This is a genomic window from Pontibacillus sp. HMF3514 (assembly GCF_009858175.1).
Taxonomy (GTDB): Bacteria; Bacillota; Bacilli; order Bacillales; family BH030062; genus Pontibacillus.
In genome coordinates this window covers 1,002,356-1,021,946 of the sequence record NZ_CP047393.1, presented here as the reverse complement: position 1 = coordinate 1,021,946, position 19,591 = coordinate 1,002,356, and the positions used below count along the sequence as shown (strand labels likewise).

Genomic DNA, 19,591 nt, shown 5'->3' with positions numbered 1-19,591 from the left:
TCTGATTTAGCAGGCCAGAAGAGGGATTCTTTTGTTTTCCAGATTATGTTATTATAACTGTAATATTTTACACATGACGAAGGAGTGTTCCACATGCAAGCTATACTCGCATTACTTGCTGAAATCTTTAATGCCATAACACTAAATAAGTGGAAGAAAAGTCAAGATCAGGTTCAACGTGTCTTCACTGGTACGGTTATTGAATTGCTTGATGAGAAAAAATTAATGATTATGGAGCACGATGTTGAGGATAGCTATACTAGTAAATATGAAATCCCTGTTCAAAATGCTAATGAGTATGAATTAGGTCAGAAGCTTGAAGTTACCGTTTTTTCTAATGAATTAGATCGTACGTGGTCATTAGAAGGAGATAGATTTGAGGTTAAAACTATATAAGTTAAGAGAGGCTTTTCAGATTGAAAGTGACTTTCTTCCATATAAGCCCCCTTATCTGGAAGACTTGGATTCGAGATATAGGTTCGGAGGAGTCCGTTGCTTGTATGAGAGTAAGGGGGGCAGTGAAACGGCAATACTCCTGTGGAAGACCAGCTGAGCCTCCTCGTTCACTCCGTTCTCTGTGGGGTCTCATCTGCCCTTTCTACCACTGGAGTTTGCCGTTTCCTTCCCCCCTTTGCGTTTATGGAGAATAACGGACCCTAGTGTGTGGGTTCTAAACCTTACGGACATCTGTTCCGTTATTTTGAACTTTAAAGGCATTTCGAGAGTCGTTACGGACATATGGTACCTTATTTGTGACAGATTGCTCTTTATTAAGGTGATTTGCAGCAATTAGCGGAATGAATGTCCGTAAACTCAAAAACCATTTTAAGGTGAAATAGCGGAACAAATGTCCGCAAGCATTTCCTCACATTATCGCTGCGGTTCCGTTAATCACCATTCGGCTAAGGTGGGCTTGGGAACGGGTTGACTCCTCCGGAAAAACGGGCGAGCGAGACCCCGCAAGAAGCGTAGCGTATGAGGAGGCTCGATCGTTCGTCCGGGGAAAGCAACCCGTTCCCAAGCCCACCGCACTCCACAATAGCAACGGAACCGCCTCTCTCACTTAAACAGTTATTCAAGATAACTGCCAAATACATGAATAACACAATTCATCATCCACTCATAAAAAAAGCAGTTCAATTAAGGATACAATTTGCCCTTTGCATCCAAAACTGAACTACTCACCAGTTCTTTGTCTTTTTAATTCCCTCTACTCAAAACGAGTTATCTAATTACGAAGTAAGAATAAAAGCTTTGCCCAAAAACCTTTAGGCTTTTCGATGCTTTCCTTTTGTTCCTTTTGCACGTTTTCTTCTAAGCGCTTATTAAAATCACTCTGTAATTGCCATTCCTTATTTTGATCTTCTCGCATATTTCGTATTTCTTCTAACAAGAATTCACTTTTTTCCTTTTCTTGTTCCAATAATTCTTCATACTGAGTCTTTTGTTGTTCCATTAATTTTTCCATGTTGGTATGCGTTTTCTGCGAGAAGTTTCCTACACCGGAACTAATGGCATGGTGATCTTGCTGAAGTTGGGAAACGGCTGTTTTAAGATGAGACACATCATTTCTCAGTTGAGTGTTCATCTCATTTGTTGCAGCTAATTCATTCGCTAATACTTTTAACAACTCTTTAAGCTGACCAGGGTCTTGTAGTGAATTGTCATATGTATCGGGGGTCGTTACACTTGTTTCATTCCCACTATCAAGCCTTTCTTTCTGCTTCTTCATTACTTCTTGCGCCGTATCGTCTTTCGGATTCTCCGTATCACGTATCGCTATAATGGCTTCGATGTCAGATCGCACAAAGATACGGCGGTCTCCGTCTTTAAAAAACTCGTATCCATTTCGCTCCAAGATTTGTCCATACTTTCGAACAGTCGTGGTGGCAAGTCCAACTTCTTCAGCAACTTCCTTCGTAGAATAAGCTCGTTCATTTGGTCGTATATCGTGTCGCAATATCGAGCCTCCTTTTCTTTTAAATATGAAGGTTTTTTGGAATAAAAAAAAGAGCCTATACGCCCTTTTCTAATAGTATTCTATTAAGGTTAGAAATCGCTTTAGGACAATGTTCTCACAATATAGCAAATTATTGTAGCGTTTACCGATATAAACACTTTTTTAAAAGTTCAAATCCAATATACGTGACAACCCCCTATGTCTTCAACTATTGGGGACATGTTCATAACTTAATATTAATTTCTCTTACCCAAAACCCTGCTTTTATCATGGCTCACATACACAATTAAATTTCCTTTCGATTCCGTTTCTGTATGATTAAATGTAACTGAAAATAACTCTTCACCTTTGTAATCCTCACCAATCACCTTAGCTAAGTCGTCATCTACCTTTATCTTTTTGACAATCGAATCCTTAGGACTTACAAGGATTCGATCAACCTCATTTTCATTTAAACTATTAAAGGCTATCATCTCTATCGGTAATTTATTTTCCGATAATAGATTACATCCACTGAGCATGAAAGAAATGACCATAAATATCGGAATTACCCATTTGGCATTCAAATCATCACTCCTCAATTTTTTCAACTTTTATCTTCAGTAAGAGGTTTTCACTATCTTCCTTTAGCATCCGATCCAACTGTTCTTCATCTTGAAAATCATAATTTCTCATGGAATTATTTATAGAGGATCGGTAAACGGCTAACAACTTAGTTTCACCTAATTTGAGTTCGGTTTCTTCTTCCTCTCTAATAGCATAGCGCCACCCTTGCATCCCCTCAAAATTCACGGTTAGCTGGCTCTTTTTTGGACTTTCCTTAACACCTGGAGCATATAAAAAAAATAGATTGTCTTTGCGATCCGGACTAATAACTCCAAACCCCAAATGCCCTTTATCAAGATTTTGAGGACTCTTGCCATAAGAAAGTTCTGTCACACGACCTGGTACCTTCTCCCCGTCCTTATACCTTTCAACCCACACTTTCACCCATCTTTGATCCGCTTCAGGTAGACGAAACTCAAAATCAAACAAGTGACCTAGATTTAAATCCTCGAACGTAGTCACGTAATCTGAATTAGGGGTAGGCTTAATTGTTATTTTGCTATCACTTCCATTTGAACAACTGGTCACCAAGATCAATAGGAAAAGTGATAAAAACACGAAGTAGATCTTTTTCATAGATTTAACGTCCTTTCTTCAACCGCTCAATCAGCGTTCCCTGATGAAACGTCATTTGCCATCTACCGTTATTCTTTTTCCAGATGGAACTGCGTAAAGCGTACTGGTCTTTGGACGCTTTGTACGTTTTAAATGTAGTAAGAACTACGTCAGAAGCCAGTAGTCTTGCATCGAAATTTGTTAATGAGAACCCTTCAGCCTGCTTAGCTTTTGGGAGACGGTTTAATACATTCTCTTTATCAAAAGAATGACCTGAACTGCCGAACTCAAAAAAATCATCCGCTAATAATTGATCCAACTCATCTCTAGAAGCACGAGTTTCTGGTTTTAACAGCTTTGTCTCTAATGCATAGATTTCTTCTTTTACTTGCTCAAGATCAATCATCTTCTCACCTTTTCTATATGTTTATGTAATGTGAGACCTCCAAAACACTCTTCCCTTCCCTAGAGAAACAATAAGCTTTTTTACTCCCAATTACTTTGATTCCTTGCTCTGTTATTTTAAGTCCCGTCTCTTCAGTTAAAGCAATGACATTTTGTTGATAATCTTTTTGATACGTATGAATAAGTTCGTCTTGTTCAGGATGGTAATGACACCAAATGGCGTATTCATCTACCAGATTTAACCCCTCTGTCATTTTTAATCCTATTTTATTTGTATCCATATGGGCGCAAGTTCTAATATCTTTTCCTAGAACAATGGCCCCCGCACTTCCTCCATATACGATGCCACCTTTGGCAATATAAAGACTGAGAACATCAATAAAACCTGTTTGGGTTAGCTCATGCAGTAAACTAAATGTATTCCCTCCACCTATATAAACAGAAGAGACCCCCTGTAAATCTTCAAGAGACTTCCCGCACAAATCCGTCCACATTGTAATGTGATTAACCCCAATAGATTTAAACGCATTTGTAATCCACTCATAACAAGATTCATAGGGAATGTGTTTTTCATCCATTGCTATTGGAATATATAACATTGGTTTGTGCTTGTTAATGGATTGAACAAAAGCTTGATCGATATCCTTCGTTTGGATTTCATCTCCTCCACCAGAAAGAAATAAATTAGTCATCTTCATAATACCTCTTGTTCTCAAAACTACTCATCATCCACCACTTCATCACCAGCAAAACTAGATTGACCAACTTTATGCTCCACCGTTTCAACAACCTCAAAGTCTTCAGATAACCCTTTGATGATAAAAGGTGAACTATCAGTAGGTTTATCCACAAATGCGTACCAAATATGGTTTCCTTGAGAGTGAATGGTTTTAGGACGTATTTTCTTATCTCCAAGTGTTATTCTCACGTGTTTCACATCTGGATTTGTAACGTTTCCATATAGCATTGGAAATGGAGAGTTTTCATCCGCTTGCACCAACAATTGGTGGGAAGTAAATGGTCTAGATGTCTTTGTGTGTCCACCTCTATCTAAAGTACTCTCCCACCCATCTGAAGTCTCTTGTATAAAAGTCGTAGACAAAGGCGAGGGACCATTCGAGCCATCACTCTTTGGCTCATAGAAAACCACTACTCCATTCTTCACCTTTTCATGATGAAAAATGGCCTCATACTCTTTTATTTCAGTTAAAGCATCAAGAACACTTTCTTTCGCTTTTCCTTCTGAACATTCTGAGATTAAAACTGGCATAAAAGCTATTAAAATGCTCAACCTTTTCATCAGGGCTCCTCCCCCCCTTTATTACAATTCATTCGTCTATCGATAATATTAACATAATATGGTATAAATTTTACCTTCAAACTTACATTTAATTGTATTTTTTAATCATGTTACTGAAAAATGGCTGAACCATTATTACAGAAGTTGATGACTTATAGATAAGCTAAGGTGGGTTGGGGAAAGCAACCCCTTCTCACATATCTACATTCCCTCAACAAAACCAACTTAGATTCTACCCTTTTTGACATATTTCGATGAAGATTATCCTAAAACCCCTAGTACATGCAGTTTTTGTAGAACACTTTGTTGTTTAACCCTGTTTAACGGTGGTATAGATAAGTAAATCATTCATCACAGAACTCCGCTTGATTCAAACAATCTTTAATGGGGAGGAATGAAAGTGAAGATCAAAGCTCGAAGTTGGAGTATGCTAACGAATCAGGACAAAATGTTTCTGTTACGAGCCATTAGTCAACGTTCCAAGTTCCAGCGCCAGCTTGTTGAAAGAGTTTAATGTATTTAACGAAAACCTATGCAACCAAGCAAATATTAAATCTACTAACCTACTCAAACCTTCATAATTATAATAAGTAACACTCTTACCTTATAATACTTTCCAACGAATTTATCCTGAGAACTCACAAAACGCAAAAAACAATAGTTCACCATATCTCTTCATAAACAATCTAGGTGTAGCGTGTATTTTAACCAGAATCTCACCAAATCGCTTCTCATTCTTAATATATACACTACACAATTGCTATGCCTAATGACTTCAATTTTATGTATCTAACTGCACTTGCTTTTTCAGGAAATTAGATTGATGCCTATGCAATCGTGTGACTATTGAGGCGCTTAAGTTGAATAGAATTACTACTTCTCTAACGTTCATTTTCATCACTACTCCTCCCCACATCATCTTCCCCGTCACACCTCCATTAACTAAATTTAACCATAATAAAAACCCGATGTTTCAGCTTATTTCCCTAGTATGACTTTCCCCCTTTCTGTCAATGATGGTAAGGAACTGATAGAAAGGATGAGGGGAGTTTGGTTTATTCTCAAATTTTAATTGAAACGATCATCGGCTTTTTATGCTTATTTGTCCTAACCAAAGTACTTGGTAAAACTCAAATCACACAAATTACGGCATTCGATTTTATTGCAGCGCTTGTTCTTGGTGAGCTCGTTGGTAATGCTTTATACGATAAAGAGGTGGGCATATTCCAAGTACTCTATGCTGTCTTTTTATGGGGATTGTTGATCTACATAACCGAGTGGGTTACGCAAAAGTTCAAAGGATCCAGGGCACTTCTAGAAGGACGACCTAGTGTGATTATATATAAAGGAAAATTACAATATCAAAACATGAAAAAAGGGAGACTGGATATCAACCAACTCCAGCACCTTCTTCGTTCCAAAGAAGTTTTTTCAATACAGGATGTAGAATATGCCGTCCTTGAAACAGATGGGACTGTATCAGTCTTACGAAAATCACTTGAACAAACACCGAGTCGAGGAGACCTTAACTTAACTCCACAAACTGTTGAATTAGCCCGAACGTTAATTAGTGATGGTGAAATCGTGTGGGATAACTTAAGTGAAGAAGGATTAGATGAAGGATGGCTAGAAAAAGAACTGCAAAAACAACAATTCACTTCAGCCAAAGAGGTACTCTATGCTGAATACAAAAAAGGAGAAGCCCTACATGTACAACCATACTAGGCTTCTCCTTTTATTTTAAATATCCATCTGTAATGTTCAATCTTATGCTCCACTTGCTCCTGCTTAACCAATGCAAGGAGGTAAGCTGTAACAGCTGTACGAAACATAAGCCATTGTGATAGCTGAGGCGTTTGAATTTCATACTCCTCGCACATATATACGATTAGATCTTCATGGGCCACAGGTTCATTTTCTTTAATAAACTCTCTCAGCATATGTAGAAGCTCATGGTGATAAGCAATATTAGCATCTACCGTTTGATGAAAATCTTCTTCATATACGCCATGTCCTGGCAGAGCACCTTGCGCTGGAATATCCTTAAGCTTGTACAAGGATTGAATCGCCAAATGCGCATCGGTTAGAAAAGGAATTTTATGTTTATGAAGCAACTCCTCACTAAAGTAGCTATCCCCTGCAAATAAACAATCATGAATGAAAATTCCTAATTGATAATAGCTGTGACCAGGAAGTAAGTACGTTGTGAAGTTAAAGCCATCACGTTCATAAACACCTTCTTGCAATACTTCATCAATAAAGATGGACTTTCCTTCTAAAAATTTGTTTCGTAACTCTGGAATAGGATCATTTCCTCCGAATAAATACAGAGGCTCTAATGAAGGATTTCGTAAAATCGCCTCCTCATAAAACGGAGCAAACGTATAAACCGGTCGATCCTGCTGCAGATATGACCCACCTCCGTAGTGATCGGAATGTGCGTGGGTAATAAATAGATGCGTGACAGGATAATTTTGTTCATCGAGCTGCTTTAGCACTTTTTTCATAGTTTGCGCATCAATTCCCGCATCAACAAGCATACCTGAATCTCCTTGCCAGATATAACCGATGTTGACTGGACCTTTAAAATAAAAAAGGTTTTGGTTGATTTGGGTGAGCTGCATCGAAATCGACTCCTTAGGCATTAAAACATTTACTAAATACTTTCGTTAAAATGCCGCCCTATTCCTGTTAACTCTGAGTAAATTTCATGAACTTTTGATGCATGTATCGTTTTGGGTGTATAGATTTCTTCTTGTTCTTGTTTATAATCTTGATAATCTTTACGGTCTTCTTCTCTTGGTTCTCGATCACGTAATTTTTCTTCTAAGTTTGCTTTAAATACTGGATCAATGTAAAAGGGATCATTTTCAATTGGTTGCACACGTTCACGATAATCTTGATATTGATAATGCGCCACAGGTAATATATAACCCATATTTCATCCCTCCTATTTATTCCTTACCCTTTAATTAGCATATGTATTCGTGTAAACATCTATGTTTCATAGGGTGTCAACCTATTTTTTATTAAATTAGGTTATTGGTAGGAGGTGGTTGCATTACCAATTAACTAGGTGTTTTTTAGGATAGGGAAGTTGAACTAAAGGTACACATTAAAAACTTCCCATGCATAGGCACGAGAAGTTCAATCTTCTATCTTTTTTTCTAATTCCTTCATGACCTTTTCGATTTCCCCAATTCCATTTATAAATGACTTATGCCAATCCTCATGCCAGGAGTTAAACTCTTTCTCGAATTTTTCATGCTTCTTTTCAGGAAATTGAAACCAATGCTCTTTGTTGTCCAAGTGTTTATGAATATCATGAAATGTTTTCATCCAATGTGGGTGAAATACTCTTGGTTGTCTGCTCATTTTATCGCTTTTTCTTCCCGCAACCGCAGCCTTTTTTCTTCTTAACTCCTGATTTTGAAGATTTCTTGCTTGTTTTAACAGGTTTATATTTTTTGGAGTCTGACGATTTCACAATCACCCCATCCTTTCACACAAACTAAACCTTCTCTATAACGTATGAAAAAGATGAGATATCTGTATGGGTAGTGTCCTACTTCCCTTGAAAAATTTCAAATATGAGTGCCACCACGCCACTAATCGCATAAATGATCCATAAAGGATACAGGATCGGAACATATAAAAAACTTATCAGAACGACTGCCGAAACCCAAAAACCAGTACACCAATGGCAGCTCAATAGCTCTCCTATAAAAGCACGGACCCCACGACCTTTTATTTCAATGTAGGTTTCCGTTTCCCCATCTTCTGTTTCATGCTCTACATATCTATGAAACGGTCTTCTTATCCACTCTGTAATTGAATCGTACACGAACAATCGAGTAATTCGAAAACTTGCAAAAACTAAGATTAATAGTTCCATCCATGACACAGACATCCTTCTCCTCCCTCCTTTTTCATAGTTTATGTTTCTAGGACGAGGAGATTGTGGGAATTTATTAAATTAATTAAAAAATAGGGGAAGGGGTGCGCATGGTTTAACACCTCTCCATACAAAAAGCTGACCCCTTTAAAGGTCAGCTTTTGCGCTTGAAGCTAGATCCATGAAAATGGTGGACGATCATCTTCTTCCTCTTCTTGTTCTTCCACCTCTTCAACTTTCTCTTCTTGTTCTTCTTCTACCTCTTGACCACGTGGCCCGAAAAACGGATCAAATGGAGGGCGGTCATGAGGACGACGCCTTGGCTCTAAAGTTACGTTATCCGCATAAATGACTAAGTTATCCACATTGATGACTTTCTTTCTATCTGACATGCCATTTCACTCCTTCAAATTCTTCCGTGGTGATGTAAGTGATTAGGTTTGTAACGCTACTTCACCTAACACAGAGAAAAGGCGAATACATCACATAACACGTTTATCGATAATATCCTATGACCAACACCTAGAACGTGTATAGGCTAAAGCCCTTGTATGTAAAAAAGAAATGCCAGTGACATTTCGTGAAAAATAATATTTCAGTTGTAAAACCTGAATTACTGCCATCCTCATTTAAAATATCAAAATACGGGCTTATGCCCACACATTCAGGGCTCGAGCACATATTCTATTAAGGACAATAAGTCAATAAATCGAGAAAGGGGAAATGACACATGGGTTGTGGAAAAAGACACGACACTGGTAGCTGTGTGTGTGACATATTAAAAGAGATCGTTGATGCTCAAAACGATGTTACAGATGATTGTAACTCCAGCTGTGAACAATCTATTAATGAACTAATGGGTGACGTTGGAGGTAACAGCTTAGATACAGTACCAGTTATCCTATACTGCAAAGATTGCAAACCATTCAAAGGGTTTGGCGCTCGCCGCGGGGAAATTGGAGATATTCGCGAAAGCTTCATCTTCCGTGTAAAAGAGGTAGACGAAGATTGCGAATGTGCACTTCTCGAGCTGCTTCTTGATCCATCAGCGAAAGATGACAAACCAGATTCTCCTTCATGCCAAAAAACTGACGACCTAACTGCAACAGGCATCTGCATCACAGTTGACCTTAGATGCTTCTGCCACATCACTTGCCTTCCAGCAATTGATGCAATGGCATAAGAAAAGCGTAAGCGTCTATTTAGCAACGATGGGAGTGGACTGAGCCCGTAGTAAGATAAAGGAAACACAAATTGTGAAACAATTTGATGTTGACTTATCGAACGAAGGCGAGGGAACTCCCATCGTTGCTGGGCGCTGGAGCTAGACAACTATGAGCTACAACTTACTTTCTTTACTTTTAAGAAAAGAGCCAGCGCCCGTTTTGTGGGCCAAAGTCCCTTCATTGCTAGGCGCCGGAGCTAGACATCTGAGGACTACAAAAAGCCAGGCACCTCACATGAGGGACCTGGCTTTATTTTGTCATTTAGGATGGTTTGTTTTTTTAAACTGATTTTCTAGCGTTCTTAATTTTATACATATGTTGGTCAGCTAACACATATAGCATTTCCATGTTAGAAAAAGATGAAGGGACATGAGCCATGCCAATCGACATATTAATCTTAATGGTTTCTTTCTGTTCGTTAAACTGATAAAAGGTTTCATTAATTTGTTGGCGTATTCGATCCACATCTTGTTCCTTACCTTCTATAAAAATAGCAAACTCATCTCCACCAATTCTTGTCACTGTAACATACGGCGAAGAAAATTGATCTAACAGTTGACCGATAACTTTGATCACTTCATCCCCTTTTTTATGACCATATTGATCATTGATTAATTTTAGGTCATCCATATCACAAAGGATGATACCAACCGAACGATCTTCTTTCTGATCAAACTGTTTCATCATTCGCTCGAAATAATCTCGATTATAAACACCTGTTAATGAATCATGATTTGCCTTGTATTCCAATTCCCTCTGTAATTTCACCTTATCATCAATATTACGAATAATCCCCTGTATTCCGGTCATGATTCCTTTTTCAAAAATCGGTGTGCAGTATTCCTCAAACCAATGGAATTCCCCATAATCATCTTTCCATCGCTGTAAAATAGGCTTACTATAATCGAGGTCACCTGTTACTTTTTTGTACAACATGGGAAAGTCTTCTGGATGAATTCGTTCAAAGATAATGTATGGGTTTTCAAAACTTTTTTGAACAATATTCCCCCCTAATATATGTTCTATGGAAGGACTTAAGTAATGAAACTTCATTTCAGGCTCAACATCACATATGTAAATGATATCTTTTGAGTTTTCCACCAATTGATAGATTCTTTTCTCATTCGTTAACCTTTCTTTAATCTTGACCCAACCTAAGTAATATAAACCGACTAATCCCGCCATTGACCCGATCAATGTCAGACTAAGCTCTAACAACTCCACATCCTTACCTCCCTAAATGACAAATGCATCCATACAAAAAAAGCGGCCCGAAAAAATCGGAACCACTTTAAATTTAGGTTCTACTATTTCTTCGGTAACCCGGCTACCATAGATTGCTCCTTAGGCCCGTGGCTTTGCGTCCTTATCTTATCAATAAGTTTGCCTTTGTCAGTATATTCACATTTCTATGTTAATTAGTATAATATAAATAGGACTTAATACCAATGATTTCGACAAAAACATACAAAAAATAATTTTCATAAGCATTTATACCCAATAACTATTTTGTTCAAACGGGAAAATTTAATTAGACTTAAAATCCTTTCAATTCAATACTTTCAATAGAATCAAATGGAATCTCAACTCTGAATGGACGTTGCAAAATTTTCATGGATACTACACCATCCTGATAATCTTGAATCCATCCTCTATAGCTTTTTTCACCTGTAAACACTTCACACTTCATTCTAGGAACACTGGATGGAAGATTAACAAAATACTCGACTTTTTCTTCTAAATTCATATCTTTAAAACGATCCCGTCTTTTACGATTCGAAAAAGACACTCTAGGTCGTTCTTGTTCGCTGTCCTCATCTTCCTCAGTTTCCTGAACCTCTTCTTCTACTGATTCAGGTTCTTCTGTTTCAGTTTCTTCTTTTTCATCAGTGTCCCACACACTTTGCTTCTTAGATTTCACGTTTTCCACTTCAGATGTCTTTAAACCGAATTTATCCTGTGCTTTATTTCGTTTTTCCCAACTTCGACTCCGTTCTTTTTTTTGCGATGTAGAATTCGTTTCTTCTTTCGATTTAGGTTCTTTCATCTCTTCTTGTTTTGCTACTTTATCTTCTGGAACGGAACGGTATGTGGATTGCATCCTAGGTTTTGCAGCTTGGAATTCAGGCTGCGTAATATAGAGCATTGGCTCACGAGCTACACTTTTTTGTTTCGCCATAAACATACACTCCCCTATGGTGATATTCTTCAAACTAGTATATGCAAGGAACCTGGAGATTGTGCCCATTTTTAAAAATTCTTGCACAAAATGTAATGGTAAGGGCTCATTCTCAAAGCTTTCATAGATGATTTAGAAGGCTTTTATAATCGAGAGTTATTATATCAGTAAGTACGTTTAGGATATGACACACTGACTGGGGGCTGAGGGGGCTTGATTATGGATTGTGATGCCATCTCTAAGACAGACACTGGATCCAGAGTCTATGATTCTGGATAGACGCGTTTTAATTCTGGATAGGGACGACTTGATTCTGGATAGACTCGTTTTAATTCTGGATAGGGACCTTATAATTTCGGATAGAGACACGTTCTCTCAGGAAATAATATAATCAAACAAAAAAAGCAGCTCACACAAATGTGTTAGCTGCTTTTTTTACTTTTTATCTTCCAATAATGTGATATCCAGAGTCAACGTGTAGAATTTCACCCGTTAGACCGCGAGAAAGATCACTCATTAGGTAGTAAGCTGTATCGCCAACTTCTTCTTGAGATGTTGGACGGCGTAATGGTGCGCGTTCTTCAATATGCTTAAGGATAGAGTTGAAGTCTCCAACACCTTTTGCAGATAGTGTTCGGATTGGACCAGCTGAGATCGCATTAACACGGATTCCGTGCTGACCAACACTTTCAGCTAGATATTTCACGCTTGCGTCAAGGCTTGCTTTGGCAACACCCATAACGTTGTAGTTTTGAACGACACGTTCGCCACCAAGATACGTTAGGGTTACGATGCTTCCGCCTTCTTTCATAAGTGGCGTTGCAGCGCGTGTAACAGCTGTTAGTGAGTAAGAGCTGATGTTGTGAGCTGTTAAGAAACCATCACGGCTCGTGTTCAGGTAATCCCCTTTTAGCTCTTCCTTATCAGCAAATGCGATACAGTGTGCTAAACCGTGGATGACACCAACGTCCTCTTGGATTTGCTGGAATGTAGATTCAATATTATCGTCATCCGTTACGTCACATTGATAGAACAATGCATCTTGTCCCTCAAGTGTACCCGCAAGATCACGAACAGATTTTTCAAAGCGCTCAGCAGCGTACGTGAAAATCAGACGCGCTCCCGCATTGTGAAGCGATTGAGCAATCCCCCACGCAATACTGCGTTTATTTGCAACACCCATGACTACATATGTACGACCTTCGAGTGAAAAATTCATGAATTCGCCCTCCTCAACGTGCATTTAAAAGTTATTTTTAGAATTAGTATTTGTTATTAGTACCTGATACTATTTTATACAAAACCCATTCAAAACACAAGCCATAATGTATCGGTTTCAATCTAAGGAGCTAGGTTACAACCTGATTTTGTCATATAGTCTGTATAAAAATTAAGATTCCCCTCTTTTCTTGAGGTTAATCATGGTAATCCATTATAAGTATGGGGCTATGGTGTGGTGGTTATACATTTGGGGATCGAGAGTGTGATCTTTCTCCTTAACGCGAGGAGCTCTCTCCATTGCGTGCGGAGCATCCTCCCCCCTCTCCTAAAACAAAAAACGCCCAGGGAACCAATCCCTAGACGTCTTCAAAATCTCTTAACACCAATCACAGAATTCGAGATCCATGCGGAGTTCATCTACATATTCAGTTGAACCTGTCACGACAAGGCGATCGCCGAGTAAAAGTTCAGTGTCTCCATGTGGAACGATGGAGTCTTTGCCTCGGAATATACGAACCATGATCACATCGCCAGTGAATGGGAAGTTGCGTAAATACATACCATCGTATTCAGAGTTGTTCATGTTAATCTGATACAACTGGCTTTCCTGGTTCGTTAAAATATTAACAACGCTTGGTGCGACGATTAAAGCTTTTAATAAAGCTTTTGATGATAAGAATACGGAGAATACTTCAATTCCGTGTGCTTTCAACTGTTGATCAAGATCAGGCGATTCAGAACGGGATATAACACGAGCAACACCGTGTTCTTTTGCGTACATGGCAATATCTGCGTTCAGCTTTTCATCACCAGTAGAAGCTACAAGTAAATCAACATCAAACACACCGTATTCCGCTAATTGTTCCGTATCATACGATTCGACTTCGTTAATTTCGAAGCATGAGCTACTAATTTTGTCATCAATTTTATCTACCTTGGTGTGATATAAGTGGGTTTCGTATAGCTTCGGATCTAATTCACGGACAACCGGCAATGTCATGCGGTTGGAACCAATGAACGCAACGGTTTGCTGATACTCTACCTCTTCTTCGTTTTGATAAAGCTTTTTAAATACAACCGGCGCTACCAAACAGGAGAGCACGGAAACAAGAATTAATGCACCTGATACTTCAGGTGAGATAACCCCCATTTTCTCTCCAATTGTAGCTGCAGCTATTACGAGTGAGAGTTTTGCAGTCAAGATTGATCCTGTTGCAAAAACTTCTCGCCATGAATACCAACGTTTCATTATCAGCGCTGGAAGCATTTTTGCCACAACAAGTGCTAAGAATAATAGCGGCATGAGTACAAGAATTTTTGGATCCTGGAATAAGGAAGGAATATCAATCCCAACCCCGACCATCACGAAGAAAATCGGAATTAAAAACCCGTACCCAAAACTATCAAGACGCTCAACCATTTCGCGGTTTGGTGAAAGTAATGCGACTACCACACCCGCAAGGAAGGCACCAAGAATATTTTCAGCCCCAACGGTTTCTGAGATTCCCACCAGTACCATAATAATCGCAAAAACGGCACGTGTATCAATCTGAATGGTTCCCTGAGACATGGTTTCAACAAATGAACGATTTTGAAAATGCTTCCCAACAAAGTAAATCAGGATACCTGCAGCAAATAGAATGAGAAGCAACCACATGCTGCCGTGTCCTTCTCCATACAAGGAAACGAAAACTGCCAGGAGGATCATGGTACTCAAGTCAGCAATAACTGTAACAAGTAACACGATTTGACCAATATTACTTTTGAGCATTTGAGCATCCTTCAATGTTGGCACGACAACCCCAAGGGAAATCGTTGAGATAATTAACGTCATTAAGAATACATTATCAATCAGCCCAGCTAAGTCAAATATATAGGAAAGCCCTAGTGATAACGTCAAAATAAATAAGAACATACTTCCCGCAACAGCCAGTGTATTCGGGGCTGTTTTGCCTGACGGAAGTTTCTCCTTATCTCGCTTCTTCCCACCTACAAAAGCAGAAAAGTCGATCTCAAGTCCACTTAAAAACATAAGAAAAATAAATCCTAGTGTGGATAACGTCTCGAGCCACATGCCCTCTTCCACGACGTCTAATCCACTCTTACCTATCAATAAACCAACAATGATTTCCGCAACGACAACCGGTATGGTTTTCAAACGAAACCGATGAAGGATTATGGGCGTGATAAATGCTGCTAGAATAACGATAACAAGTGATGTTACAGAAGCTGATGAGTGCTCCATTCAATCGCCCTCCTTTTTAAAAATAGAGAAAGTATAAGTTGTAGCTCATTGTTGTCTAGCTTCAGCGCCTAGCAACGATGGGAGTTCCATCGCCTCCGTTCGATAAGTCAACATCGATTCGCAAGCTCATCGTGTTTCCTATATCTTACTACGGGCTCAGTCCACTCCCATCGTTGCTAAACAGGCGCTTACGCCTTTCTTATTAAGAAATGAGCAGGTGTAGCTTCAAGAAGGTTGAAGCCATACCAAAATAAATTAAAATCGATATGATGTCGTTAATCGTTGTGATAAATGGCCCTGAGGCTACAGCTGGGTCCACATTAAGCTTGTGCATTATTAATGGAACCAATGCCCCTGCCAGTGTCGCTACGATTAATGCAGCCATAATGGAAATGCCTACGAGTAAACCAAGGAAAAAGTCTCCTTTCCACACGTAGACAATGCCTGTAATTAATATTCCACACGTCGTACCTGTGATGAGACCTGTCCCCGCTTCACGTAGGACAAGCTTGAAGATGCCATCTTTTTCATTATCCCCAGTTGCGATACTTCTTACCGCAACGGCTAGTGCTTGGGTGCCTGTGTTTCCAGCCATTCCGGCAATAAGGGGGATAAATACGGCTAGTATAGCAACTTCGTTTAAAGTATGTTCAAATTGTCCGATGAGATTCGCTGTTAATGTACCCAAGAACAGCAAAATCACAAGCCAAGGTAGGCGCTTTTTCGCCGCTTGAAACGCATGTTCATCTGGTCGCTCCATATCCGAAACACCAGCAAGCTTGGAATAGTCATCGTTTGCTTCTTCTTCCATTACGTCCATAATGTCATCGACGGTAATGATCCCAAGTAGATGATTTTGAAAATCGGTAACAGGTAGGGCTAGAAAATCGTAATCACGCATCATTCGTGCAACCTCTTCTTGGTCCTCTCCCACTTGAACCGATACAACCCGATCACTCATAACTTCGGAAATATACCAATCATCTTCAGCTATAATAAGGTCTCGTAATGAAATAACGCCAACTAAATGCTTTTCTTCATCTATCACGAAGATATAATAGATCGTTTCAGCATCTGGTGCTTCTTTTCGCAAATGAAGCATGGCCTCACGTACGGTTTGGTTGGCGTGAACGACAACAAATTCTGTCGTCATAATACTTCCAGCTGTTTTTTCTTCGTAATATAACAACTCTTTAATATCAGAAGCCGCTTCATCATCCATGATTGTAAGGTAGCTAGCTACTTGATTTTTATCGAGTTCATTTAAAATATCTGCCGCGTCATCCGTTGAAATCTCTGATAACACTTGAGCAGCAAAACGAGGGTCCATTTCTGTAAAATAGGCCTCGGTTTCCTCTAGGTCAATGTGTTCCATAACGTCTGCCATTTCTTCAGGCGACAAATACGTATAAATCTGCATTCGAATGTCTTGTGTTTGCTCTTCAAAAATCTTCGCTTGATCATAAGGATGCATCTCGAGGAACTCTGCACGAAATTGATCAATTTGATCATTAAAAAGAGCATCTTGTATTTTCTCCCAGAGCTCTCGTCTTTCATGTTCTTCAAGGTATTCCATGGAAATTCCTCCTTACCCGCATCATAGGTATGTAATAGATGATCCTCATAAGCAATGATAGATTGTACAACAATTTTCGTCTAAGACCGTTTAATCGTAAAGTCCAACCATTGCTTTGTCAACGGATGTAAATCATTTTCCTATAAACTTTCTTCCTATTTTAATATAGTCGAAATGAAGTTCTTAAAAAATACCATAGAATGGTGTACACTTTTCATTGGAACGTATTTTTTCAATTTCAATTTCGTTACATAAGTCACATCTTTCCTTATAGATTGATATTTTATATTACAATCGCTTTAAAGCTTTATAACATCCATTGCATGAGAAAGGGAATATCCCATGAGTAAAAATCAAGGCATCAATTTAGATTTCACATTAATTATGATTGTTTTAGGGCTTGCTTGCGTGAGCTTTTTCGCCCTTTATACAATAACACCTTCGTTACCGTCAAAATATGATGGATCGAATTTTTTAGAAAAACAAATCTTTTGGTACGGGCTCGGATCATTTGTGATTGCGATGGTGATGCTGATTGATTATGATCGATTGCGTCAGTTCGCCTGGTTCATATACGGTTTTGGTGTGTTGTTACTCTTAATGCTTGAATTGAATATTCCCGCTACTTTTGTCCATGGAAACAACGGCGCGGTCAGTTGGTTCAAATTTCCTGGAATCGGTACGGTTCAACCTGGGGAATTCATGAAAGTATTTCTGGTCATTATTCAGAGTCATATCATCGTACGTCACAACGAAAAGCGACCTGTTTATCGGGGAGTGAAAGATGATTTATGGCTACTTGCTAAGATCATCGGAGTCGCCCTTCCACCAATGGCATTAATAGCAAAACAACCAGACTTAGGAACCTTTTTAGTCCTTGCTGCTATTACAGGAGCTCTGATTCTTGTTTCAGGCATACGTTGGCGCATCCTTTTAACGATTACAGGTGCCATCTCTATTATCGCAAGTGTTATCATCTTTATGTTCATTCTATTTCCAAATGAAACAGAGCAAATTCTCGTTGAATCAAACTTTGGCCACGTTACGGAACGTTTTTACGGCTGGTTACAACCTGAAGAATATAAGGATTACGGTTATCAGCTTATTCGTGCCATGATGGCCATTGGGTCAGGTCAACTGTTAGGTAAAGGTCTCATGGATATGCAAGTCTATATTCCAGAGAGGCATACAGACATGATATTCACCGCCATAGCAGAACAATTCGGTTTTATCGGTGCAAGTCTTGTGTTAACGTTATTCTTCTTACTGATCTATCGCATTATTCATACAGCACTTGAAAGTAATGATCCATTTGGGAGTTATTTATGTGTTGGGATGATCGGCATGTTTACGTACCAGATCTTCCAAAACATCGGGATGTCTATTAAACTACTTCCTATCACAGGTTTGCCTCTTCCATTCTTAAGTTACGGAGGAAGTTCAACGCTAACCTATTTAATTGCCATTGGAATCATTCTCAACGTCCGCTCACGAACCAAATCATTTATGTTTGATTAACCGAAACATTGGTTACTATAAAACTTAGTGATAAAAGACTTCAGTGAAGAGGCCATCACCAAACCACGGGATTGGCCCTTCACTTTTTTCATATTAGGAGGCGATGCAATTGAAGGTTGATGTAATTGGGGATGTTCATGGATGCTTAGAAGAACTGTTGGAGCTTTTTGAAAAAATGGGTTATAAGAACGATGGGGATGTACCGCTTCACCCTGAAGGACGTACCCCTGTTTTTGTAGGAGACTTAACAGATCGCGGACCTTATTCAATTGATGTGATACGGCTTGTCTACCGCCTAGTAATCGAGAAGGATGTCGCACGATATGTCCCAGGTAATCACTGTGATAAGCTTTATCGGTATTTCCTGGGGAATCCTGTGACACATAAGCACGGACTTGAGACCACAGTAGAAGAGTATGAGGCTCTCTCTAAGGAACAGCAAGTCGACATAAAGAGAATGTTTATGAAATTGTATGATGAATGTCCTCTTTATTTGGAGATCCCTGAAGTGAACGCAGTGATCGCTCATGCGGGGATTAAAGAGCGCTACATAGGACAATCAGGGAAAAAGGTAAAATCCTTTGTACTTTATGGTGATACGACAGGAGAGTTTCACGAGAATGGAATGCCTGTTCGCCGAGATTGGGCGGCTCATTATAAAGGAGATAAATGGATCGTGTATGGTCACACACCTGTACGTGAGCCTCGCTTTAAAAACAAAACCGTCAATATCGACACAGGCTGCGTATTTGGAGGAGCATTAACAGCATTTAGACTTCCTGAGGAAAAGCTAGTAATGGTACCTTCTAAACAGGAAGAAGTTCCGGAAAAGTTTCGGGCGTTTGAAGATTGATATTGAATGTTTGTAAAGAGCTGAGTCCCCATATGGGAACTCAGCTCTTTTT

General features: G+C 39.1%; 22 protein-coding genes and 1 riboswitch. Of the genes, 5 read left to right on the top strand and 17 right to left on the bottom strand.

The features are described 5' to 3' along the window. Positions 1 to 93 precede the first annotated feature (93 nt). Positions 94 to 396: a hypothetical protein gene (locus GS400_RS05355; RefSeq protein ID WP_160099714.1), complete on the top strand. Its 303-nt coding sequence runs from the start codon at positions 94 to 96 to the stop codon at positions 394 to 396. A gap of 274 nt (positions 397 to 670) precedes the next feature. On the opposite strand, the gene GS400_RS05350 is transcribed toward GS400_RS05355, so the two are convergent. The 7 genes from GS400_RS05350 to GS400_RS05320 form a co-directional block, all read right to left on the bottom strand. Further along, entirely contained in the window at positions 671 to 817 is a 147-nt protein-coding gene (locus tag GS400_RS05350) for a hypothetical protein (protein WP_160099712.1), read from the bottom strand. Between the two features lie 411 nt (positions 818 to 1,228). Further along, on the bottom strand, positions 1,229 to 1,960 hold the full coding sequence (locus GS400_RS05345) for a helix-turn-helix transcriptional regulator (protein ID WP_201450136.1): 732 nt from the start codon (positions 1,958 to 1,960) through the stop codon (positions 1,229 to 1,231). A 236-nt stretch (positions 1,961 to 2,196) separates the two neighbouring features. Then, positions 2,197 to 2,526, bottom strand: coding sequence for a hypothetical protein (locus tag GS400_RS05340; RefSeq protein ID WP_160099710.1), 330 nt, complete (start codon positions 2,524 to 2,526; stop codon positions 2,197 to 2,199). Positions 2,527 to 2,530: 4 nt separating this feature from the next. Beyond that, positions 2,531 to 3,028 (bottom strand): hypothetical protein, encoded by a 498-nt coding sequence (locus tag GS400_RS05335; protein WP_236561158.1) that lies wholly within the window; start codon positions 3,026 to 3,028, stop codon positions 2,531 to 2,533. A 118-nt stretch (positions 3,029 to 3,146) separates the two neighbouring features. Beyond that, complete coding sequence (locus GS400_RS05330) at positions 3,147 to 3,527, bottom strand: nuclear transport factor 2 family protein (RefSeq protein WP_160099706.1); 381 nt, start codon at positions 3,525 to 3,527, stop codon at positions 3,147 to 3,149. A gap of 13 nt (positions 3,528 to 3,540) precedes the next feature. After that, positions 3,541 to 4,218 carry a Type 1 glutamine amidotransferase-like domain-containing protein gene (locus tag GS400_RS05325; RefSeq protein WP_160099704.1) on the bottom strand — a complete coding sequence of 226 codons (678 nt, stop codon included), beginning with the start codon at positions 4,216 to 4,218 and terminating at the stop codon, positions 3,541 to 3,543. Positions 4,219 to 4,244: 26 nt separating this feature from the next. Further along, a complete protein-coding gene (locus tag GS400_RS05320; RefSeq protein ID WP_160099702.1) occupies positions 4,245 to 4,826 on the bottom strand; it encodes a hypothetical protein in 582 nt (193 codons plus the stop codon). A 1,050-nt stretch (positions 4,827 to 5,876) separates the two neighbouring features. Here GS400_RS05320 and GS400_RS05315 point away from each other — a divergent pair. Beyond that, entirely contained in the window at positions 5,877 to 6,551 is a 675-nt protein-coding gene (locus GS400_RS05315; RefSeq protein WP_160099700.1) for a DUF421 domain-containing protein, read from the top strand. Here GS400_RS05315 and GS400_RS05310 read toward each other — a convergent pair. The 5 genes from GS400_RS05310 to GS400_RS05290 all read right to left on the bottom strand — a co-directional run bounded on the left by GS400_RS05310 (position 6,548) and on the right by GS400_RS05290 (position 9,113). Then, entirely contained in the window at positions 6,548 to 7,450 is a 903-nt protein-coding gene (locus tag GS400_RS05310) for an MBL fold metallo-hydrolase (protein WP_160099698.1), read from the bottom strand. The genes GS400_RS05315 and GS400_RS05310 overlap by 4 nt on opposite strands. A gap of 32 nt (positions 7,451 to 7,482) precedes the next feature. After that, complete coding sequence (locus GS400_RS05305) at positions 7,483 to 7,764, bottom strand: hypothetical protein (RefSeq protein WP_160099696.1); 282 nt, start codon at positions 7,762 to 7,764, stop codon at positions 7,483 to 7,485. Positions 7,765 to 7,973: 209 nt separating this feature from the next. Continuing rightward, positions 7,974 to 8,165: a hypothetical protein gene (locus GS400_RS05300; protein WP_236561157.1), complete on the bottom strand. Its 192-nt coding sequence runs from the start codon at positions 8,163 to 8,165 to the stop codon at positions 7,974 to 7,976. 226 nt (positions 8,166 to 8,391) lie between these two features. Continuing rightward, positions 8,392 to 8,736 carry a DUF1360 domain-containing protein gene (locus GS400_RS05295; RefSeq protein ID WP_236561156.1) on the bottom strand — a complete coding sequence of 115 codons (345 nt, stop codon included), beginning with the start codon at positions 8,734 to 8,736 and terminating at the stop codon, positions 8,392 to 8,394. A gap of 158 nt (positions 8,737 to 8,894) precedes the next feature. Beyond that, positions 8,895 to 9,113 carry a hypothetical protein gene (locus tag GS400_RS05290; RefSeq protein WP_160099692.1) on the bottom strand — a complete coding sequence of 73 codons (219 nt, stop codon included), beginning with the start codon at positions 9,111 to 9,113 and terminating at the stop codon, positions 8,895 to 8,897. Positions 9,114 to 9,451: 338 nt separating this feature from the next. On the opposite strand from GS400_RS05290, the gene GS400_RS05285 reads away from it, so the two are divergent. Beyond that, the gene (locus GS400_RS05285; RefSeq protein ID WP_160099690.1) at positions 9,452 to 9,904 is read left to right on the top strand and encodes a CotY/CotZ family spore coat protein; all 453 of its coding nucleotides are present in this window, start codon (positions 9,452 to 9,454) and stop codon (positions 9,902 to 9,904) included. A gap of 322 nt (positions 9,905 to 10,226) precedes the next feature. Here the strand turns inward: GS400_RS05285 and GS400_RS05280 are convergent, their stop codons facing one another. The 5 genes from GS400_RS05280 to mgtE all read right to left on the bottom strand — a co-directional run bounded on the left by GS400_RS05280 (position 10,227) and on the right by mgtE (position 17,168). After that, a complete protein-coding gene (locus GS400_RS05280) occupies positions 10,227 to 11,171 on the bottom strand; it encodes a sensor domain-containing diguanylate cyclase (protein WP_160099688.1) in 945 nt (314 codons plus the stop codon). A 90-nt stretch (positions 11,172 to 11,261) separates the two neighbouring features. Further along, positions 11,262 to 11,345, bottom strand: a riboswitch (cyclic di-GMP riboswitch). A gap of 139 nt (positions 11,346 to 11,484) precedes the next feature. Continuing rightward, positions 11,485 to 12,126 carry a CotO family spore coat protein gene (locus tag GS400_RS05275; RefSeq protein WP_160099677.1) on the bottom strand — a complete coding sequence of 214 codons (642 nt, stop codon included), beginning with the start codon at positions 12,124 to 12,126 and terminating at the stop codon, positions 11,485 to 11,487. Positions 12,127 to 12,568: 442 nt separating this feature from the next. Then, positions 12,569 to 13,345: an enoyl-ACP reductase FabI gene (fabI, locus tag GS400_RS05270; RefSeq protein ID WP_160099675.1), complete on the bottom strand. Its 777-nt coding sequence runs from the start codon at positions 13,343 to 13,345 to the stop codon at positions 12,569 to 12,571. Positions 13,346 to 13,723: 378 nt separating this feature from the next. Continuing rightward, a complete protein-coding gene (locus GS400_RS05265) occupies positions 13,724 to 15,592 on the bottom strand; it encodes a monovalent cation:proton antiporter family protein (RefSeq protein WP_160099673.1) in 1,869 nt (622 codons plus the stop codon). A 202-nt stretch (positions 15,593 to 15,794) separates the two neighbouring features. Next, entirely contained in the window at positions 15,795 to 17,168 is a 1,374-nt protein-coding gene (gene mgtE / locus GS400_RS05260; protein WP_160099671.1) for a magnesium transporter, read from the bottom strand. A 342-nt stretch (positions 17,169 to 17,510) separates the two neighbouring features. Between mgtE and GS400_RS05255 the strand changes: the two genes are divergently transcribed. Next, positions 17,511 to 18,686 carry an FtsW/RodA/SpoVE family cell cycle protein gene (locus tag GS400_RS05255; protein ID WP_160099669.1) on the top strand — a complete coding sequence of 392 codons (1,176 nt, stop codon included), beginning with the start codon at positions 17,511 to 17,513 and terminating at the stop codon, positions 18,684 to 18,686. A 109-nt stretch (positions 18,687 to 18,795) separates the two neighbouring features. Continuing rightward, a complete protein-coding gene (gene prpE, locus GS400_RS05250; RefSeq protein WP_160099667.1) occupies positions 18,796 to 19,539 on the top strand; it encodes a bis(5'-nucleosyl)-tetraphosphatase PrpE in 744 nt (247 codons plus the stop codon). Positions 19,540 to 19,591 lie beyond the last annotated feature (52 nt).

Bases quoted from the DNA above. Each gene is read 5' to 3' on its own strand.
- GS400_RS05285 (WP_160099690.1), top strand. From the start codon at position 9,452: ATGGGTTGTGGAAAAAGACACGACACTGGTAGCTGTGTGTGTGACATA.
- GS400_RS05355 (WP_160099714.1), top strand. From the start codon at position 94: ATGCAAGCTATACTCGCATTACTTGCTGAAATCTTTAATGCCATAACA.
- GS400_RS05275 (WP_160099677.1), bottom strand. From the start codon at position 12,126: ATGGCGAAACAAAAAAGTGTAGCTCGTGAGCCAATGCTCTATATTACG.
- GS400_RS05320 (WP_160099702.1), bottom strand. From the start codon at position 4,826: ATGAAAAGGTTGAGCATTTTAATAGCTTTTATGCCAGTTTTAATCTCA.
- GS400_RS05325 (WP_160099704.1), bottom strand. From the start codon at position 4,218: ATGACTAATTTATTTCTTTCTGGTGGAGGAGATGAAATCCAAACGAAG.
- GS400_RS05305 (WP_160099696.1), bottom strand. From the start codon at position 7,764: ATGGGTTATATATTACCTGTGGCGCATTATCAATATCAAGATTATCGT.
- fabI (WP_160099675.1), bottom strand. From the start codon at position 13,345: ATGAATTTTTCACTCGAAGGTCGTACATATGTAGTCATGGGTGTTGCA.
- GS400_RS05290 (WP_160099692.1), bottom strand. From the start codon at position 9,113: ATGTCAGATAGAAAGAAAGTCATCAATGTGGATAACTTAGTCATTTAT.
- GS400_RS05265 (WP_160099673.1), bottom strand. From the start codon at position 15,592: ATGGAGCACTCATCAGCTTCTGTAACATCACTTGTTATCGTTATTCTA.
- GS400_RS05295 (WP_236561156.1), bottom strand. From the start codon at position 8,736: ATGTCTGTGTCATGGATGGAACTATTAATCTTAGTTTTTGCAAGTTTT.
- GS400_RS05255 (WP_160099669.1), top strand. From the start codon at position 17,511: ATGAGTAAAAATCAAGGCATCAATTTAGATTTCACATTAATTATGATT.
- GS400_RS05300 (WP_236561157.1), bottom strand. From the start codon at position 8,165: ATGAAAACATTTCATGATATTCATAAACACTTGGACAACAAAGAGCAT.
- GS400_RS05330 (WP_160099706.1), bottom strand. From the start codon at position 3,527: ATGATTGATCTTGAGCAAGTAAAAGAAGAAATCTATGCATTAGAGACA.
- mgtE (WP_160099671.1), bottom strand. From the start codon at position 17,168: ATGGAATACCTTGAAGAACATGAAAGACGAGAGCTCTGGGAGAAAATA.
- GS400_RS05310 (WP_160099698.1), bottom strand. From the start codon at position 7,450: ATGCAGCTCACCCAAATCAACCAAAACCTTTTTTATTTTAAAGGTCCA.